Source organism: Mesorhizobium sp. M4B.F.Ca.ET.089.01.1.1 (assembly GCF_004022605.1).
GTDB lineage: Bacteria > Pseudomonadota > Alphaproteobacteria > Rhizobiales > Rhizobiaceae > Mesorhizobium > Mesorhizobium abyssinicae.
Genome location: NZ_RZOS01000601.1, coordinates 1 through 2819, shown reverse-complemented (window position 1 = coordinate 2819; position 2819 = coordinate 1). Strand labels below are relative to the sequence as shown.

General features: G+C 64.3%; 3 protein-coding genes and 1 pseudogene. 2 read left to right on the top strand and 2 right to left on the bottom strand.

The window, feature by feature from the left end:
- Positions 1–619, top strand: a pseudogene (locus EN780_RS31365) (hypothetical protein); the annotation flags it as partial.
- A 367-nt stretch (positions 620–986) separates the two neighbouring features.
- On the opposite strand, the gene EN780_RS31360 reads toward EN780_RS31365, so the two are convergent.
- Complete coding sequence (locus EN780_RS31360; RefSeq protein WP_128276213.1) at positions 987–1454, bottom strand: DUF1203 domain-containing protein; 468 nt, start codon at positions 1452–1454, stop codon at positions 987–989.
- A gap of 281 nt (positions 1455–1735) precedes the next feature.
- On the bottom strand, positions 1736–2293 hold the full coding sequence (locus tag EN780_RS31355; protein WP_128276212.1) for an OmpA family protein: 558 nt from the start codon (positions 2291–2293) through the stop codon (positions 1736–1738).
- 183 nt (positions 2294–2476) lie between these two features.
- Between EN780_RS31355 and EN780_RS31350 the strand changes: the two genes are divergently transcribed.
- A partial coding sequence (locus EN780_RS31350; protein WP_133372797.1) for a GFA family protein occupies positions 2477–2819 on the top strand: 343 nt, incomplete at its 3' end.

Genomic DNA, 2819 nt, shown 5'->3' with positions numbered 1-2819 from the left:
GGATCTGGCCGTCGCGCAGCTGCACCCATTCGTTGGGCTGCGGTTCCTTGACCTTGACGATCATGTCGGACTTGGCGCCGATGTCACCATCATCGACCGCTCGATCCCACGGCTGCGCCAGCTCGACGACATTTTCGGCGGCCGCGTCCACACCCGCTACTCGACCGTCGAGGCGCTGGAGGAAGAGTGCTTCTCGGCAGACATCGTCGTCGGCGCCGTGCTGATCCCGGGCGCCGCGGCGCCGAAGCTGGTGACGCGCGAAATGCTGTCCGGCATGAAGAAGGGTTCCGTGCTAGTCGACGTCGCCATCGACCAGGGCGGCTGCTTCGAGACCTCGCACGCCACCACCCATGCCGAGCCGACCTACGAGGTCGACGGCGTCATCCACTATTGCGTCGCCAACATGCCGGGCGCGGTGCCGGTCACCTCGGCGCATGCCCTCAACAATGCGACGCTGCATTACGGCCTGCAGCTTGCCGACAAGGGCCTCAAGGCGCTTGTCGACGACCACCATCTGCGCAACGGCCTCAACGTCCACAAGGGCAAGATCACCAACCGCGCGGTCGCCGAAGCGCTCGGCTACGAGCTCGTCGAGCCGAAGGCGGTCCTCGCCGCCTGACAGGCACACGAATGGAGTTCCTCCTGTCGCCCGCCGGCTCCGTCCGGCGGGTTTTTCTTTGCGCGGAACAATTTAGCCAACAAAAAAGCGGAGCCAAAGCCCCGCTTCCTCGATGTTGAGACGTGCCGCCGGTCCATCCGCGGTCGGCAATCGATCAACACTTGCCTTTTAGCAAGTAATTGCGACGGCTATACGACAGTCTTGCCCGACACTCACGCAGATCCGTGGTGCCTTTGTGAAGCACTTCACATTCGGCATTCGAAAACCATGCCTAGTCGCATCGGCCTGCAGGCGGCTTTCTCTTCTGTCGCAGGCTTTTTCCCCAACTGCCCGCCAGCCTATCGGCGGGCATATTTTTTGGAACGCGTCAGGCGCGTTCGATGCGGCACTGGTAGCAATTGTTGCGCGCCGAGCGGACATGGATGTAGGCGATGTCGTCGCGCTCGAGCAGCGTTTCGGCGCGAGCTGCGATGTCCGGCGTCGCTATGACCCCGCCGCTGCCATAGACGATGCGGTCGTTGCGGCCATAGCCACGCACGATGTAGTCGCTGCTCTCGAGCATTTCGGGAAGCGCCGCGTCCTCCGGCGCGCGTTCGCATTCCTGCGCATGCAGGAAGATCGGCCCGGTCTCGGCATAGGGCTGCAGCTCGGGAAACGGCCTGTAGGCCAAAACGAGATAGGCATCGCCCGCGGCGACGTTCTTCAGGCAGTGGCGGCAAGGCACGCCGTCGCCATCGGAGACCTGGCGCTCCGGCCTATGGCCGTACGCGTCCGCCCCGCCGCGCTGCAGGGCTCTCACATTGTCGGTCGGCAGCGCTTTGAACGGGATGGTCAGGGCATGTCTCCGCTATCGCTGACCGGAAATTACGCGGTCCCCGGCACGCTTCCCACCCGATTCCTGCCAAGCAGCGTCAGTCGATGAGCGCGTCGAGCCCGCGCACCAGCGCCTTGCCGACCCAGCCGGTCGCGCCGGCCACTATCGCACGTATCGCCATCGTCGGATCCTCTTGCGCGATCCTCGTTGGCCCTGAACATCAAGCGATAGGGAAAGAGCCCGGCTCATTCAGGCCGGGCTCTTTTTGAACGGCGATCCAGGCGAAGGCCTGACGCGGGGCGCTATCGGATGAAGTCGTCGAAGCGGCGCAAGGTCACCCTGCGGTTGCGCCAGTTCTCCTGCTGTGTCGGCACCAGCAGGAACTCCTCGCCATAGCCGACGGTTTCGAGCGCATGGCCGGGCACGCCGAACTCGCGCACCAGCGTCCGCTTCAACGAGGCGGCGCGCTGCTCCGAGAGGATCTGGTTCGACTGGAAGGAGCCGACCGCATCGGTATGGCCCTCGATCAGTATGCGGGCGCCGCGATCGCGCCGCAGGATGCGGTGCAGTGCATCGGCGATGTTTTCGATCTTGCCGTATTGCGACTCCGAGATCGCAGCCGAGCCGAAGGCGAAGTTGATCGACTGGATGTCGATCGAGCGCGCCATGCGCCTGAGGTCCGGCCGGCGCTTGAATTCGCGGATGGTGACGCGCTGATTGGGGCGCAGCTTCACCCTGGGCGCTGCCTCGAGCTGGCGCTCGATCGTCGCGGCGGAAGGCGTGGTGGCCTGCGCAAATGCAAGGCTCGGCATGGCAAGTGCCGCAATCATGGCAACGGCAAATGTACGTCGGGTCAGCATGTCTTTCTCCTTCGGCCCGTCCTTCTGACGGGCGCGTTGATCTTGCCGACACCTTGGCAAAGTCAGCCTGAAGCGAGGATGAACGAACAGATGCCAAGTTTTCCGACTGGCCAGACATGTCGCTCCGCGCCATGATGATCCCGGAAGAACGCGGCAGCGGTTGACGGAGCTGACGAGGATCCTATGATCACCGGAGGATGCCTGTGCGGCGCAGTCCGCTACGAAAGCAGCGCGGAGCCGATCACCACGCGCCTGTGCTGGTGCCGCTTCTGCCAGTATATCGCGGCCGGCAACGCGGCGGTGAGCGTCTGCTTCCTGACCGCGCGGATCAAGATCGCCGGCGAGACGGGCGACTATGAGAGCGTGGCCGACAGCGGCAACAGGATGCACCGGCGCTTTTGCCCGGCCTGCGGCGTGCATCTCTTCAGCGAGGCGGAGTCGCGCCCGCATCTGATTTTCGTGCGCGCCGGCACGCTCGACGATCCGAATATGATCAGGCCCGCGGCGACGATATGGACGGCCAAGG

What these genes read in the sequence shown, in the direction of transcription:
- EN780_RS31355 (WP_128276212.1), bottom strand. Translation starts at nt 2,293, where the DNA reads ATGCTGACCCGACGTACATTTGCCGTTGCCATGATTGCGGCACTTGCC.